This window comes from Ehrlichia canis str. Jake, from assembly GCF_000012565.1.
Classification (GTDB): Bacteria; Pseudomonadota; Alphaproteobacteria; order Rickettsiales; family Anaplasmataceae; genus Ehrlichia; species Ehrlichia canis.
Genome location: NC_007354.1, coordinates 495,562 through 510,931, shown reverse-complemented (window position 1 = coordinate 510,931; position 15,370 = coordinate 495,562). Strand labels below are relative to the sequence as shown.

At 29.3% G+C, this 15,370-nt stretch carries 10 protein-coding genes and 1 tRNA gene; 5 read left to right on the top strand and 6 right to left on the bottom strand.

What is annotated here, in order from left to right:
- Positions 1 to 193: 193 nt before the first annotated feature.
- From lepA to truB, 5 genes are read right to left on the bottom strand one after another with little or no spacing between them, the layout of a single operon-like run.
- Positions 194 to 1,990, bottom strand: a complete 1,797-nt coding sequence (lepA, locus tag ECAJ_RS01785) for a translation elongation factor 4 (protein ID WP_011304461.1) — start codon at positions 1,988 to 1,990, stop codon at positions 194 to 196.
- A gap of 29 nt (positions 1,991 to 2,019) precedes the next feature.
- A complete protein-coding gene (locus ECAJ_RS01780; protein ID WP_011304460.1) occupies positions 2,020 to 2,811 on the bottom strand; it encodes a methyltransferase domain-containing protein in 792 nt (263 codons plus the stop codon).
- A gap of 26 nt (positions 2,812 to 2,837) precedes the next feature.
- Complete coding sequence (gene pnp / locus ECAJ_RS01775) at positions 2,838 to 5,228, bottom strand: polyribonucleotide nucleotidyltransferase (protein WP_011304459.1); 2,391 nt, start codon at positions 5,226 to 5,228, stop codon at positions 2,838 to 2,840.
- Between the two features lie 38 nt (positions 5,229 to 5,266).
- Positions 5,267 to 5,548 (bottom strand): 30S ribosomal protein S15, encoded by a 282-nt coding sequence (gene rpsO / locus ECAJ_RS01770; protein WP_011304458.1) that lies wholly within the window; start codon positions 5,546 to 5,548, stop codon positions 5,267 to 5,269.
- Between the two features lie 2 nt (positions 5,549 to 5,550).
- Positions 5,551 to 6,456 (bottom strand): tRNA pseudouridine(55) synthase TruB, encoded by a 906-nt coding sequence (gene truB, locus ECAJ_RS01765; RefSeq protein WP_011304457.1) that lies wholly within the window; start codon positions 6,454 to 6,456, stop codon positions 5,551 to 5,553.
- A 588-nt stretch (positions 6,457 to 7,044) separates the two neighbouring features.
- On the opposite strand from truB, the gene ECAJ_RS01760 reads away from it, so the two are divergent.
- The 3 genes from ECAJ_RS01760 to ECAJ_RS01750 all read left to right on the top strand — a co-directional run bounded on the left by ECAJ_RS01760 (position 7,045) and on the right by ECAJ_RS01750 (position 10,049).
- A tRNA-Arg gene (locus tag ECAJ_RS01760) sits at positions 7,045 to 7,118 on the top strand.
- Positions 7,119 to 7,363: 245 nt separating this feature from the next.
- A complete protein-coding gene (gene tsaB, locus ECAJ_RS01755; protein WP_231243066.1) occupies positions 7,364 to 7,933 on the top strand; it encodes a tRNA (adenosine(37)-N6)-threonylcarbamoyltransferase complex dimerization subunit type 1 TsaB in 570 nt (189 codons plus the stop codon).
- Between the two features lie 223 nt (positions 7,934 to 8,156).
- A complete protein-coding gene (locus tag ECAJ_RS01750) occupies positions 8,157 to 10,049 on the top strand; it encodes a peptidylprolyl isomerase (protein ID WP_011304455.1) in 1,893 nt (630 codons plus the stop codon).
- A gap of 1,373 nt (positions 10,050 to 11,422) precedes the next feature.
- On the opposite strand, the gene ECAJ_RS01745 is transcribed toward ECAJ_RS01750, so the two are convergent.
- Positions 11,423 to 12,619, bottom strand: a complete 1,197-nt coding sequence (locus ECAJ_RS01745) for a pyridoxal phosphate-dependent aminotransferase (protein ID WP_011304454.1) — start codon at positions 12,617 to 12,619, stop codon at positions 11,423 to 11,425.
- Between the two features lie 421 nt (positions 12,620 to 13,040).
- On the opposite strand from ECAJ_RS01745, the gene ECAJ_RS01740 reads away from it, so the two are divergent.
- Positions 13,041 to 13,658 (top strand): peroxiredoxin, encoded by a 618-nt coding sequence (locus tag ECAJ_RS01740; protein ID WP_011304453.1) that lies wholly within the window; start codon positions 13,041 to 13,043, stop codon positions 13,656 to 13,658.
- Positions 13,659 to 14,624, top strand: a complete 966-nt coding sequence (trxB, locus tag ECAJ_RS01735; RefSeq protein ID WP_011304452.1) for a thioredoxin-disulfide reductase — start codon at positions 13,659 to 13,661, stop codon at positions 14,622 to 14,624.
- Positions 14,625 to 15,370: the final 746 nt, after the last annotated feature.

The following is a 15,370-nucleotide window of genomic DNA, read 5'->3' as shown; positions in this document are numbered from 1 at the left end:
ATGTTATAATTACTTTTTATTTTAAAATTTGATAGTTAATTTTTATAATATTTAAAGTAGATGATTATTAATGATTGTTAATAAATAATAACCAAATAGATATGTTTTGTCAATAAAAATTAATTTTTTAACTCTTATATTAAAAACTTACAAACTATTTATTACATAAATAATAGAATACTATACAAAAAAACTAATCTATTATCTTCAAAGCCTGTATAAATGCATTATGAGGAACATTGACATTACCTATAGATCTCAACTTTTTCTTTCCTTTTTTCTGTTTTTCTAATAATTTCATTCTTCTGGTAACATCACCACCATACAACTTTGCTGTAACATCCTTACGATATGGAGAAATAGTTTCACGAGCAATAATCCTACCACCTATTGCTGCTTGAATTGCAATTTTATATTGTTGTCTTGGAATTAAATCTTTTAATCTAAGACATATTTCACGTCCTCTTTGCTCTACTTTACTTTTATGAATAATGCACGCAAGAGCATCTACAGGTTCAGAATTTATCAAAATACTTAACTTAGCAATTTCACTGTCTAAATATTCATCCATCTCCCAATCCAAACTAGCATAGCCTTTAGATAGAGATTTTATCCTATCATAAAAATCAAAAACTACTTCAGATAAAGGAAGTCTATATTTCAACAATGCAGTATTACCTGAATATGATAAATCTAATTTCTCACCTCTCTTGTTATTACATAGTGACATAATAACACCTAAATATTGATCTGGTACCATAATAGTCGCACAAATCCATGGCTCTTTAATATTAGCAATATCTTGAGTTTCACCAAAATCATGTGGATTATGAACTTCACGAATTTCACCACTTTTAGTAGTAACTTTATAAATTACACCTGGAGCTGTAGCTGTCAGATCCAAATTAAATTCTCTTTCTAATCTCTCTTGAATAACTTCTAAATGTAACATTCCTAAAAATCCACAACGAAACCCATACCCAAGTGCATTTGACACTTCTATTTCAAAAGTGAAACTTGCATCATTAAGCTGTAACTTTTTTAAGGCTTCACGTAATCTGTCAAACTCACCAGCTTCATTTGGGAAAATACTACAAAACACTACAGGATGACTTGTTCGAAAACCAGGAAGTGGTGCATCACACCTTCTTTGTTCTTCAGTAATAGTATCACCTATTTTACAATCTGATAATTCTTTAATAGATGCAGTAATAAATCCTATTTCACCTACTGAAAGTTGATCAACAATCTTTTTATGTGGAGTAAAAATACCTACATTATCAACTTGATATACAGCATTATTTGACATCATAACAATCTTCATACCCTTTTTTATAACACCATCTTTAATACGTAATAAAATTACTATACCTAGATACGTATCATACCAAGTATCAACTAATATAGCCTTCAATGGGCTATCTGATTTCCCACATGGAGATGGTAACTTAGAAACGATAGCTTCTAATACATCTTGTATACCAACACCTGACTTTGCTGATACAAGTAGTGATTCACTTGCATCAATTCCAATCATATCTTCTATCTGTAACTTTACCTTTTCTGGATCTGAAGATGCCAAATCTATCTTATTTAATACTGGAATAATTTCATGATCACTATCTATAGCTTTATATACATTTGCTAAAGTTTGTGCTTCAACACCTTGGCTACTATCTACAACAAGCAATGATCCTTCACAAGCAGCTAAACTTCTACTAACTTCATATGAAAAATCCACATGCCCTGGGGTATCCATTAAATTTAAATAATATGTTTGTCCATCTTTAGCTTTATATACCAACCGTACAGTTTGTGCTTTAATCGTAATACCACGTTCCCTTTCAATATCCATAGAATCAAGTACTTGATCCTTCATTTCTCGTTTATCTAACCCATTACATTCTTCTATTAACCGATCAGCTAACGTAGATTTACCATGATCAATATGAGCTATTATAGCAAAATTTCTTATATTACTTTCATCCATACAATTTATCCTCATATTCTTATATAGCTCTATAATTTACTACACTTTAAAGTAATAATCTCAAAAGTAACAGGAATATTAACTTTATCTATTGAAAAATATTGTTTATAACTTTCGAAAATTTTCCTAATAACAGTTCTACTTAAAGGATATTTATTTCTATTATACAATACATTACCTTCCCCCATATTTCTTAAATCTTTAAATAAAGCATATATATCATCATATTCTACCTTAATAGTATTAACATCGACTACAATATCAGAATATCCAGTTTTTTGTAATAAAGAAACAATATCTTGAACACTAATAAAAGGCAAAACTCTAGGTGCAATACCAAAATCCATTTCTGCCCTAATCATCGAATGCTTTAATTCATAAAGAGTTTTACTACCAAACAACGCAGCAAGAAAAATTCCTCTGCGTTTCATAATATTATATATACTTAACAATATATTAAATAAATTATTTACATTATGTAATGATGCATTGCTAACAACAATATCAAAAATATCACTACAAAAAGGTAATGCTTCTTCATCAGCTACTACCTTGCAATTACCTCGTGCATTACACAATACATAATATGATAGATCACACTGAATTATTTGATCATGAGAAGATACTATTTTTCTTAACAATAAATCTTCACTAAAAGAATTACTCCTAATACCAATATTTAACATTAACCCAGCAGTAAGTGAAAATAAACTAAGTTTATCTAATAAAAGATCACTAATTTCAGAGAATACAAAATTACTATCCTTATTATACAGCCTCTCCCTATAAAGCCTTACAAGACTACGATCAAAAACAAGCATAACTTATTTAGGTAGCAAAAACTTAGTTAAAAAAACCTAGGTTTCCTAGGAACTTCATGACCATTTCTACTATTACTAAATGAACGATTATTATTTCCAAAGTCACTCGAATGTAAATCTTCACGATAATAATTAGATCCACTACTATTGCGACGTGATGATCTACTACCTCCACTACGCCTCTTTTCATGACTACCATGCCTATTGCCACTGTAGCTTTCTTTAAAGCTACTGCCACTACTAGAAGTACCAGAGGAGGATGAATCATCAGAAAAGCTACTTTTTCTTACATTATAAAGCTCACCATCTATAGGTTCTCCAGTTTCTTGATCTACCCTACGCATAGATAATTGAACATGCTCACGATCTATACCAATAACTAGTACCTTCACTTTATCATTTACAGAAATTACACTACCTACTGCACTAATATGTTCATTCTTTATTTCGCTAATATGTATCAAGCCTCTCTTACCACCTAAGAAGTTAACAAAAGCACCAAATTTCACAATTTCAACAACTGTGCCTTCAAAAACTTTACCTATTTCTGGCTCAGTTACAATATCCATGATCATGCTCTTAGCATACTCTACTGCTTCATTATTAACAGCATATATCATAACAGTGCCATCTTGTATTATTTCAATCTTTGCACCTGTTTTTTCACAGATATCACGTATATTTTTTCCTCCACTACCTATTACATTACGAATCTTATCTTTATTTATAAAAATAGACTCTATTCTAGGAGCATGGTTTTTTATACTATTACGAGATTCTTGTATCACCGCATTCATCTTGCTTAAAATATGCATCCTACCATCTTTTGCCTGAAGTAATGCTTTTTCAATCACATCAACACTAATACCTGATATCTTCATATCCATTTGCAAAGCAGTAACACCTTCAGCAGTACCAGCTACTTTAAAATCCATATCACCAAGGTAATCCTCATCCCCTAATATATCTGACAGTATTATAAACTTATCACCTTCCTTAATAAGTCCCATTGCAATACCAGCAACAGGAGATTTTATTGGTACACCAGTATCCATTAAAGCCAAAGATGCTCCACAAACAGTAGCCATTGAAGAAGAACCATCTGATTCAGTAATTTCAGAAACTACTCTAATAGTATATGGAAAATCTGATTTTTCAGGCAATACATAACGAATTGCTCTCCAAGCAAGCTTACCATGACCTATCTCTCTTCTACCAGGAGCACGTAAAGCCGCAGATTCACCTACTGCATAGGGAGGAAAATTATAATGCAACAAAAAATTCTCTCTTCTATCACCATCTAAATCATCAACTATTTGTTCATCTTGAGGTGTACCTAATGCAGTAACAACTAATGCCTGGGTATTACCTCTAGTAAATAAAGCAGATCCATGAGCTTTAGGTAATACATCTACCTCAATTTCTATATTACGTATTTCATCAAACGCACGTCCATCTATCCTAGAAGAAGTTTCTACAATTTGAGACCTTACTAACGATCTTTCAAAGGACTTTAATGCACTAATTACATCTTGATTATCACATTCCACATTATCAACACTACATTTTTCTGCAAAATCAGAAAGCACTTTATCTCTCAATTCTTCTAACTTCAGTACTCTTTCTTTCTTTACAGTATTTGAATATGCTAAACTAAAATCTTGTTTGTAAGAAGATTCTATATAATTCACAATTGGGTTAATATCATGAGGAATAAATTCAATAGGCTGTACACCTTTTTCTTCACTAAACTCTCTAATTAAATTAATAACTTCCTGGCAATTTTGATGTCCAAATGTGACTGCTCTTAACATCTGAGATTCAGATAATTCAGAAGCTTCAGATTCAACCATTAAAACAGAATCTTCATTCCCTGACAAAAACAAATCCAAAGAACTATATAACATATCATCAGCAGATGCATTCAATAAGTATTTATCTTCAGACGGTAAATAACCAATTCTTACACCAGCTACTAACCCATTAAAAGAAACACCAGATATAGATAAAGCTGCAGTTGCACCAATTAGTGCAGTAACTTCAGGAGGAGTAACTGTATCATATGAAAGTAAATTACATACTATACTAACCTCATCATAAAATCCAGAAGGGAATAGAGGTCTTATACTTCTATCAATTAAACGAGAGATTAACGTCTCTCTATCAGATGGTTTACCTTCTCTCTTTAAAAAACCTCCAGGAATTTTACCTACAGCATAACTTTTTGCAACAAACTGTACAGTTAAAGGCAGAAAATCTACTGGCTCTTTTGTTTTACCTGTTACCACAGTTGCTAAAACTGTAGTACCAGCATAACTTACCATCACAGCACCATTAGCTTGTCTTGCTATCTTACCGCTCTCTAAAATTAAGGTCTTACCCCCCCACTCTGTAGATTTTCTTATCAAATTAAACATACACAATTTCCTACTTTTCTTACTTTTTACAAACTAAATCAGTGAAAAATATCCCTGATACCTAATCTTTTTATTAATGCTAAATATTGATCATCACCATATTTCTTTTTAATATACTGCAGCCCATTACGCCTTCTATAAACTAATACCATTAAACCACGTCTACAGTGGAAATCTTTCTTATGAGTTTTAAGATGCTCAGTTAAGTTACGTATTCTCTCTGATAAAATTGCACATTGTACAAAAGAAGAACCAGTATCACCTTTTTTTAGGCAATATTCACTTATTAATTCAGATTTTTTCTCACGTGTAATTGACATAACTAAAATACCAAACCTCTAACATTAAAAATACGTACTGGCCTTACAACACTATTAACTATACTACAAATTGCTACTGGCACATTACCCGTACTAACATAACAGATATCACAATTCCTTATTACATACAAGTTATTTAACTCAATATTTTGGCCATTTTTAAGCTTTTTTATCTCAAGTTCAGAAAAAAAGTTATTAAGATGCTTAATATCTTGTAAAACATACCATAAAGGTAACAAGTAACTACTCTTACAATTAGTAGAATATAATGTCTTTAACATTTCTAAAGTAATCGCATTTTTTTTCCTAAAACAACCTACTCTTACTCTTTGTAATTTTGTAACATATCCTAAACACCCTAACTTTATACCCAAGTCTCTTGCTATAGAACGAACATACACACCTTTTCTACATGATAAATAAAAATCTGCTTTATTATTTTCCACATCAAATGATAATAACTTTAATTCTAATACATCAACAAATCTAGAACTCAAATTTACATCTTGACCACTTCTAGCTAATTCAAAAGCTCTTACCCCATTTACATGTACTGCTGAAAAACTAGGAGGAACTTGTTTCAATAATCCAATAAAATCTGGTATTATTTTTTTTATATTCTCTACACAAGGTATCATATCACTTTTATCTACTATTTCTCCTTCTGCATCATCGGTTGTTCTTTGTTCGCCCCACTGCACTGTAAACAAATAAGATTTTATCACATCAACAGCATAAGGCATAACTTTTGTAGCCTCACCAATAGCAATAGGCAAAACACCAGAAGCTAAAGGATCTAAAGTACCTGCATGACCAGCTTTTTTAACATTCAAAATTCTTTTTACTAAATTAACTGCAAGAGCAGAACTCATACCACATGGCTTATCTAAATTTACCCAACCATACATAAAACAACTATAAAAAAACTTACATACTCACAATTAATTAACAAGTAAAACATGGATAGCAGCATTAAACTTACAAACTATTATTAATGATAAAAAGAAAAATGTATAAGGTTATTTTATAATACAAATAATACATTAAAAATCCAACATATTAAACTAATATCTTGATTTGAAATATTAGTATAATACAACATACAAAACATTTACACACTGACTAAATATTATGCAGTCCAACACTAAAATTGAATATATATAAAATTGCATAAGAAATTACTTATTAATAGATAATTACAGATATTTAAAGAAAGATATTAAACTTTAATATTATTAAAATACACATATTACTAAAGCATGCCACATTAAACACCTAAAATTCTATATATGAAACTTAGCAATATAAATTATAAGAAATAATCAGTCTATTAAATAGATAACTTCATTCTTAATGTTAGATTGTACAAAAACAGCAATCGTAACAAGTGAAATCATCTATACACAACAAAATTCGTTGACAATTTTATAGTCATTATTTAATTATCAAAAATTTATTTACAGATCCCAAATTAAATTATATAGCTATTAATAATAGCACCCTTAGCTCAGCTGGATAGAGTTTTTGACTACGGATCAAAAGGTCGGGCGTTCGAATCGCTCAGGGTGCGCTATTTTTTCTTACTTTAACTACGATCTTTCAGACAAATTTCTCTAAATCTCTAACACATCAAATTTACATATTAAATCCTTATCACTATAACTAAAAAATAAATTTAATTGTTATGGTAGCTATTAATAATAAAACTGCAAAATTAAGATATGTATTAACAATAAAAAAACGTAAACTATTCTTTATTACAACTATATGCTATTATTAAATTAATGTACTAAATTATAAAAAATTATGGCTATTATGACAATTAATACATCAGGTCCTATATGTTCTGTAGCTACAATTAGTGAAAATCAAGTTATACATTATGAAGAAAGTACATCTCACAATCAACATTCGGAATCTTTATTCAAACTGATTCATACACTGTTTGATAAATCAAAGAACTCATACAGCACTATTTCAGACATTGGTGTAGTGGTAGGTCCAGGAAGTTTCACAGGCATTAGAGTTGGAATAGCTGCCGCTCAAGGAATACACATTGCATCAAACATTACGCTACACGGTATTAGCAATTTAGAGATGCAGGCATATTTAATAGCACAAACAACTAAAAATGAAAATATACTTTCAGTAATTGAAGTATCCAATAATAAATTCTACTATCAAACTTTTAACCATCAACTTATTCCAACAAGCAAGATACAATTGTTAGATAAGGACATAAAATGCAATAACTCTAAACATAATACACAATCTATCACTGCACCTGATTTTAATGCAAAAACAGCTGCATTAATACTAGCATACAAATTACAAAATAACTTACCTACATTAAGTACAACTCCTATATATTTTAACACCATATAACTTTTACATTCTTACATTAATTAATACACTAATATTCATCAATAGGTATACTCAAATTACTATTGAAGTAATATGATTATGGACTGGATGAGAAAAACTTAAAAATTATTAGTTAAACTTATAAATTTCATATAAAATACATATATTGGTATAATGAAAACATTTGCATGAGATTTTTTGTCTGATATATTAAACACATTTAATACTTACGTGCGTATATAAAATGAAATCCAAAGGCCTTTTCGTAAAACCATTACTAATAATTTTAGTGTGTTCTTTAGTATTCATAGCATTTGGAACATCATTTTTTCCTGGAAATTTTAACAATGATAAATATGTAGCAAAGATTGGCCATGAGAAATTATCACTACAGGATTACACAAATGCTTATCACGATGAGCTAAGGTATATACAACAAATACTCAATCGTCCATTAACAGAAGAGCAAATCGCTCAATTCAATATCAAACTCTCTGTGTTAAACAAACTTATTGAAAATAAGGTATTAACAAAATTCACTGATTCATTAAACCTTAAAGTAGGAGAAAAAAGCATATTAAGTCACATTAAAAGCATAAAGTTTTTCCAAGATGAAAATGGAAATTTTGATAAAACAAAGTTTAATATAGGATTATCAAATGCAGGACTAACAGAAAGATTATATATAAACAAATTAGAAAAAGCATTCCCTGTAGCAATGTTAATGAGCTGTCTATTTAGCGGAACACAAAATACTTACGTTAAGTATCATCCAGAATTAATAAAGCAAATTTTACAAAATCTGCATCAAGCCCGCACTATAGATCTAATAGAAATATCACCATCAACAAATGACATCTCTGTTCCAAGTCTTGATGAGTTGAAAAAGTTATATGAAGAAAAACGCAAAAGTGGCAATCTTACATTTCCAGAGAATAGAGTTATAGAATATCTAACAATTAACTACAAAAATTTTATCAATCAAATAAATGTAACACAAGAAGATATAGACAATGAAATAAAAACTGAAGAATTAGATGAGCAAAGAGACATACTAAACTTAGTATTTAGTACTAAAAATGAAGCTGAAGCTGCATTAAAAGCATTAAATGAAGGTACAGATTTCAATGATGTAGTTACAAATATTGCACATACAACTACAGATAATATCACATTAAACAACATTGTAAAAAATACACTTCCTAATGATATAAGAGGTAAAGTATTTTCTCTAAAAGAAGGAGATATAAGTCCCATATTACATAGTATGTTTGGATGGCACATTATAAAAATAAAAAGCATTCATAAAATATCCACTGAAGACTTACAAGAACTAAGTGAAAAAATTGCTCAAAATATTAAAAAGAAAAAAGCTATTAGTCTTTTAACCACAGAGATTGAATCTATAAATGATAAAATCAACAACGGAGCATCTATAAATGAAATAGCAAAATTATACAACTTATCCATAAAAACAATCAATACAGATATCTCAGGCAAAGATCTATCTGGAAATAAGATAAAAATGTCAGAATCAAATGCTGATGCAATCATTTTAGCTGCATTTTCAGCACAATTAAACAAACCTTCCAATTTTACTGATAATGATGATTATTTTTTTAGTGTAAATGTTACTAAAGTAGAACCATCAAGAGAGAAAACTTTTGATGAAAGTAAAGAACAATTAGTATATGAATGGCAAAATGATTTAAAATCTCAAAAGTTATCTAAGTTAACACAAGAAGTTGTAGTCAAGCTTAAATCAGGAATAGATATACACAACATTGATGGCGTATTACTGAATTCAAATCAAATGGTTTATAGAAATAGCGTAGCTGCAGTCGACAACCCTGGTCAAAACTACCCTACTGATCTTGTAGATGAAATCTTTAATCTTAAAAAAGGAGAAATCAGCAAGAGTTACCAAAGTTCAACAAATTCTTCAGAACAAAAAATGTTGATAGCAATATTAAAAGACATTAAAAATGCTGATCAAGTAAGTAATGTAGATTTTAAGAATATCCAGGAAAAAATTGCAAATGATAATTTAGAATCACTAAAAAACCAACTTATAACATATTTAACAAAAAAATATTCTGTTAAAATAAATCAGAATTTAATTGACAATGTGCGTTAGCCATAATTTTTAATCAAGCACTATTCAAAGAACTATGTATATAATATTTGCAATAAAAAGTTTGAATTATAATACAAAATTAATGTCTTTACCATTGAGTTGATACAATCTTTTATATCAGCACTCAACATTTTAAATATTTAGCAAGCACTGATTCACATATATTCACAACACATAGAATATTATGAGGTACTATCTAAACTGTTGAGTTATTACATAACAAGATGATCATAGAAAAGTTGATGAGATGCTAAAATGTAGTAGTATTCGTATTTATAACACTCTCATCACAAGATTCAAAGCTTACACAATGTAGGTAAGAGTAATGAAAGAAGTAAAGTTAATGAAAAAAGTTTCCATATTCAACAGTATATTATGCAATACTAAAAGTACTAATAATAAATAAATTATTTGAAATAAATAATGTACAACATTATTCTTTTTGTATAATTAATTAACATTATACATCTTCTACAGTCGCGAGTTATTTGTACAAGAATTTGTAGGAAAATATCTCTATGAATAGAAGCTGTAAATTAAACAAATTACCAACTTAATACATTTGTTTATCGATCACATAAAGATCTCTATATACGATTAGGAATTACTAATAAGTTCATTTTCCTAAAAATATTCTATCTCAAATGAGATTCAAAAACAATATACTCCAATAATACATTACCTGCAGAACATCTGCTAGAGCTAATACCAGCACAAATAAAGAATTAAAGGAGCTCAGGAATAAATTGTTAGCTGAATACGTACAAAGAAAGAAAAAAATTAACTGATAAGATAAAACACCTGAAGAAATTTAAAAATATATCTTAAGTCTAGAGTTCTTTTTATAAGGCATCATCTTATGCTGATTATAAAATTAATCATAATATTGAAATGTTCCTGATTAGCCAAATAGGTAACAAATTAAAGATATTAAATCAGTGTCTAAAGCCACTAGGATATGATAGGAAAAACATGATACTGCACAGAATATATAATTACTAACTGGCGTTAACAGTATCATAACTTCTTTAAAAACTTTATTGAAAGTGTCATCAGCAAGTTATATAAATAATGTCTATTATCAGCAAAGCACCTAGTATTACTTACTTTTTCTTTTGTGTTTATACTATAACTCTTCACAAATTGATAATGTATCGACAGTAAAAAACACTGAGTGCTTATAAAACCATAAAATATAACTATATAAACTTGCTCAATAATTACAGATATTAATACACAAATCACTAAATAATTTTCATGTTGTAAAACACTACAGTGTAACTAATTCAGCTATATAACTATCACCATAACACTCCAATGTGGAGAATTTCTAATCCAGCACTAATTTAAGTAAAAAAAAAACAACACTCAGGTTACAATAATTTATTACATGCATCTAAAATACGGTCACAAGCCTTAGATAATTGTTCAGTAGAAGTAGCATAAGATATTCTAAAAAACCCTTGTACTCCAAAAGCTTCACCTGGTACTGCAGCAACATTATAATCTTCTAATAAATACCTAGTAAAATCAATACCACTATTTATAACTAAACCATTTTTTGCACTTTTACCTATCAATTCTTTACAGGAAATAAACACATAAAATGCACCTTGAGGTTTTTTCACAGATAACACTGAAGTATTATTCACCATATTCATCATCATATCACGGCGTTCTGCAAATATTTTATTCCTTTCTTTTAGAAATTCCTGATCTCCAGTTAAAGCATGAACTGAAGCAAACTGTGCAATACTATTAGGATTAGTTGTACTTTGTGATTGTATAACAGAAATTGCACTAATAACTTTTGAATCACCAGCTACATACCCAATCCTCCACCCAGTCATTGCATAAGCTTTTGATACACCATTAACTGTAAATACTCTATCATACAAACGTGGTTCTACTTGTGCGATAGTAAAGAATTTAAAACCGTCATATACTATCTTTGAATATATATCATCAGTCATGATATATATATTTGGATATTTCAGTAAAACTTCAGCTATACATTGTAACTCTTCATATGTATACATTAATCCTGTAGGATTATTTGGAGAATTAATAATCAACCATTTAGTTTTTTCAGTAATCACAGATTCTAGCAAATCAGGAGTTAATTTAAATGTTTCACTACAATCAACAATTACAGGATTTCCACCAGATATTTTTACTACATCTGGATAAGAGACCCAATATGGAGCTGGTATTATTACTTCATCACCATCATTTATAGTAGCCATTAATAAATTATAAATGCATTGCTTAGCTCCATTCCCTACAGAAACTTGATTAACATCATAAGTCAAATCATGATCTTGTTTAAACCTATCAACAATTGCTTTTTTTAATTCAATAATTCCATCAACCGCTGTATATTTAGTTTTACCAGCATTAATTGCATCAATTGCTGCTTGCTTAACGTGTTGTGGTGTATCAAAATCAGGTTCACCAGCACTTAAAGAAATTACATCTACCCCTGACATCTTCAATTTTTGTGCCTGACTTGCAATTTCAAGTGTAGGTGAAGGTTTAATACAATCCATTCTTCCAGCTATAAGCGACATAATTACCCTAATATTTTCTACACAAACAGATTCATTCTAGTATAGTTCAATTAATATTCAACATTATTGTAATATATATTAATATATTTATTATAATAATTTCGACCTAACCATATAAAGTTTTTCTAACAATAAATAAAAATTACATAAGTAAATTAAATAAATATACTAAATCTTATCAAAATAGTAAATAATCATACAACATCAACCACTCAAAAATGACACACACATCATTATTTCATCAAAAACTTGAGAATAAATACCAAACATCACAAAAATGCAACAGTTCTTGAATAGTATTTAAAAAATACAAAGCTCCATATTGTATAACAAGTTATTAATAAATATAATTGCAAAAGCATTTAATTATAGTATTAAGTACTATAAGAGCGTTGTTAATTTTAACTAACTAGGTAACTTTATGAATCTCATAACAAAACAAGCCATTGACTTTACAGCAAAAGCAGTCATGCCAGATGACAAAATCTGTGAATTTAATTTAAAAGAATATGTTAATGGTAAGTGTGCCATTTTGGTCTTTTATCCAAGAGATTTTACATTTGTATGTCCAACAGAAATTATCTCTTTACACAACAGAATACCTCAGTTTATGGAAAAAAACACTGAAATCATTGGCATTAGCACAGATTCCGAATTCTGTCATAGTCACTGGCGTAATGTTAGTGTAAATAAAGGTGGAATTGACAAAATTAGCTTCCCACTAATTGCAGATGATTCACACTTTATTTCAAGTAGTTATGGTGTATTACATAACAATAGTATAGCATTAAGAGCAACTTTTATAATTGATGATAAATTCATAGTACGTCATCAGTCAATCAATGATCTTCCTATAGGTAGAAACGTAGATGAACTTTTAAGAATCATTGATGCGATAAAGCACTACCAAATCCATGGAGAAGTATGTCCTGCTGGATGGATGAAAGGAGACCCAGCAATGGAAGCATCACAACATGGTATAGAAGATTACTTAAAATCACACATAGACAATCTAGAAAAAAGCATTATGGATAAATAAATGATACATACATACAAGACAAAAGTTTTAATCATAGGATCTGGAGCAGCAGGCTGTACTGCTGCCATATACGCTGCTCGTGCTAATTTAGAACCTATACTAATAACAGGAATGTGCCCTGGAGGGCAACTTACAATCACAACAGATGTTGAAAATTTCCCAGGATTTGCACATGCAGTACAAGGACCAGACCTAATGGAACAGATGAAACAACAAGCACACAACTCAGGTGCCAATGTGATATCTGATGAAATCAAGGAAATACACACAGATGTATACCCTTTTAAATGCATAGGTATATTTGGTGACCAATATATTGCAGAAAGCATTATAATTGCAACTGGAGCACAAGCAAAGTGGCTTAATATAAAAAGCGAAGAAACTTTTAAAGGTAGGGGTGTTTCTGCATGTGCTACATGTGATGGCACATTTTTTACTGGAAGTGATGTTGCTGTAATAGGAGGAGGCAATACAGCTGTTGAAGAAGCATTATATTTAACAAGACATGCAACAAAAGTATTCTTAGTACATAGAAGAGACAAATTACGAGCTGAACCTATAATGCAGGAGAGATTACTTAATAATAATAAAATACAAGTTATATGGGACAGTGTTGTAGAAGAAATACTGGGGAATGACGAAAATGGTACTGTTGAGGCCGTAAAATTAAAATCCGTTAAAACTGGACAATTTACTACCATCAAAGTAAAAGGAGTCTTTATCGCAATAGGACACACTCCAAATACACAAATACTAAAAAATAAAGATAATAGTAGTATAGTAGAACTAGATCAAGAAGGATATATAATAACTAAACACGGAAGTACAATAACTAGTCATCCTGGAATTTTTGCTGCAGGTGATGTACAAGATAAAATATACAGACAAGCTGTTGTTGCTGCAGGCTCTGGGTGTATGGCTGCATTAGAAGCTGCAAAATTTTTATCAGAAAATACCATGCATTAAAATTAATAAGTATACAACTAATGTAAAAACTTGACTATTACTTAAAAATATAAAGCTCTTTACATTATGAAGTATAAATATTCAAAATATTCTGGAATGATGTAGTGTACAAATACTGAACTTTCTTCAAAATAAGTTCTAAATTTATTGTTAGAAAATATAAAATTTTACATAAATATATTTTTATTATTGAATATCTATCTAACTGGTATAGAAATCTTACTTTTATTATATCATAACTATAATTCATGATTATAAATTAAGAGTTTAAGAATAAAATATCTATATAAACTTTAAGATTAGTGATGCAATATTTTACAATAATATAGAAATTATAAAATTCTATTAGAACATAATATGTTTTTGTATTATGAATACTTACTAATACAGAATCTTATTACACTCCTCTTCTCAAAACTTAACAATTTGTCATACAAAGCATATGTATAATCTTATCTATATAATAAAACACCAGAACTTTGCAGCATGTGACAAAACTTACTTTTAAGGAAACTATGAAATTACTGCTAAACCAGTCTACAAAGTATTCAGAATATACAATGTTTTAAATAAACAAGCATAACCAACGTAGAAATGTTGCATTAGGATCAGCACATTTCAGAAATTAATAGCTTACAAGTCAAAAGCAGTATAAATACTGACAGTTTTTATTGCACAACATAAGTTATTCACAATAAAAATATTATTTATAAACAAACATATACGTCCACACTTACTTTGCATAA

What these genes read in the sequence shown, in the direction of transcription:
- lepA (WP_011304461.1), bottom strand. Translation starts at nt 1,990, where the DNA reads ATGGATGAAAGTAATATAAGAAATTTTGCTATAATAGCTCATATTGAT.
- ECAJ_RS01780 (WP_011304460.1), bottom strand. Translation starts at nt 2,811, where the DNA reads ATGCTTGTTTTTGATCGTAGTCTTGTAAGGCTTTATAGGGAGAGGCTG.
- pnp (WP_011304459.1), bottom strand. Translation starts at nt 5,228, where the DNA reads ATGTTTAATTTGATAAGAAAATCTACAGAGTGGGGGGGTAAGACCTTA.
- rpsO (WP_011304458.1), bottom strand. Translation starts at nt 5,548, where the DNA reads ATGTCAATTACACGTGAGAAAAAATCTGAATTAATAAGTGAATATTGC.
- truB (WP_011304457.1), bottom strand. Translation starts at nt 6,456, where the DNA reads ATGTATGGTTGGGTAAATTTAGATAAGCCATGTGGTATGAGTTCTGCT.
- tsaB (WP_231243066.1), top strand. Translation starts at nt 7,364, where the DNA reads ATGACAATTAATACATCAGGTCCTATATGTTCTGTAGCTACAATTAGT.
- ECAJ_RS01750 (WP_011304455.1), top strand. Translation starts at nt 8,157, where the DNA reads ATGAAATCCAAAGGCCTTTTCGTAAAACCATTACTAATAATTTTAGTG.
- ECAJ_RS01745 (WP_011304454.1), bottom strand. Translation starts at nt 12,619, where the DNA reads ATGTCGCTTATAGCTGGAAGAATGGATTGTATTAAACCTTCACCTACA.
- ECAJ_RS01740 (WP_011304453.1), top strand. Translation starts at nt 13,041, where the DNA reads ATGAATCTCATAACAAAACAAGCCATTGACTTTACAGCAAAAGCAGTC.
- trxB (WP_011304452.1), top strand. Translation starts at nt 13,659, where the DNA reads ATGATACATACATACAAGACAAAAGTTTTAATCATAGGATCTGGAGCA.